The following is a 1125-nucleotide window of genomic DNA, read 5'->3' as shown; positions in this document are numbered from 1 at the left end:
GCATGAGCAGCCGGTGGATCTGGCCGATGGTGAGCCAGCGGAAGTCCTCGTGCTCGGGGACGTCGCCGATGGCCTCGACCACCATGTTGCGGTTGCGCTTGCGCAGGAACCACGAGCCCTGTTCGGACTGGAGGGAGTCGTGGACCACCCGTCCGCGCCGCGGTGGCTTGAAGTACTCGAGGTAGCGGACCGGGGCGCCGCGGTGCACCCCGGTGTAGTTGCTGCGGGTCGCCTGGACCGTGGGCGACAGCTGCACGGTGTCCAGGTTGCCCGGTTCCATCTTGGCCTGCATCAGGCAGTGCAGCACCCCGTCGAACTCCTTGACGAGGATGCCCAGGATGCCGATCTCGGGCTGGTTGATGATGGGCTGGGTCCAGGAGTGCTCCGTGCCCTCCCATGCGGTGTCCACCCGCAGGCCCTCCACCGAGAAGAACCTCCCGCTCTCGTGCACCAGGTCACCGGTGTCGTCGCGGAAGTTCCAGCCGACCAGCTGCGAGAACGGGATGCGCTCGACCGCGTAGCGGTTGGTGCGGCGCTGCTCGGTGAACCAGGCGTCGAACTCGGCGTTGGGCGTCACCGCGCTGTCGGGGGTGCGCGCCGACCGCTCGAGCCGCTCGATGTCGCTCATCGCGCCGCCTCCAGCGACTTCCACCAGGCGGGATTCGCGCGGTACCACTCCACGACGCCGCTCAGCCCCTCCTCGAAGGACACCCGCGGGCGCCAGCCGAGTTCCGCCCGGATCTTGGCGTCGTCGATGGCGTACCGCAGGTCGTGCCCCTTGCGGTCCTCGACGTGCCGCACCCGGTCCCAGCCCGCGTCGCACAGCCCGAGCAGCAGCTCGGTCAGCCGCCGGTTGGTCAGCGCGGTGCCGCCGCCGATGTTGTAGACCTCGCCGGCCCGGCCCCCGGTCAGGACCAGGTGGACGGCGCGGCAGTGGTCCTCGACATGGATCCACTCCCGGACGTTGGTCCCGTCCCCGTACAGCGGCAGGGTCCCGCCCGTCAGCAGCCGTGTGACGAACAGCGGGACGAGTTTCTCCACATGCTGGTACGGCCCGTAGTTGTTGGAGCACCGGGTGATCCGCACGTCCAGCCCATGGGTGCGCCAGTAGGCGCGGGCCATCAG

Annotated in this window: 2 protein-coding genes; both read right to left on the bottom strand. The window is 69.5% G+C overall.

Annotated elements, in window-relative coordinates:
- Positions 1-628: NDP-hexose 2,3-dehydratase family protein (locus ACPC54_RS42220; RefSeq protein ID WP_498973072.1), on the bottom strand; the 628-nt coding region annotated here is incomplete at its 3' end.
- On the bottom strand, positions 625-1125 hold a 501-nt coding region (locus ACPC54_RS42215), incomplete at its 5' end, for a dTDP-glucose 4,6-dehydratase (RefSeq protein ID WP_498973070.1). The genes ACPC54_RS42215 and ACPC54_RS42220, both read right to left, overlap by 4 nt.

Origin of the sequence: Kitasatospora sp. NPDC094028, from assembly GCF_049543595.1 — a bacterium.
In the GTDB taxonomy this organism is placed as follows: domain Bacteria; phylum Actinomycetota; class Actinomycetes; order Streptomycetales; family Streptomycetaceae; genus Kitasatospora.
Note: the sequence above shows the minus strand (reverse complement) of the source record. Positions and strands in the feature narration are given on the sequence as shown.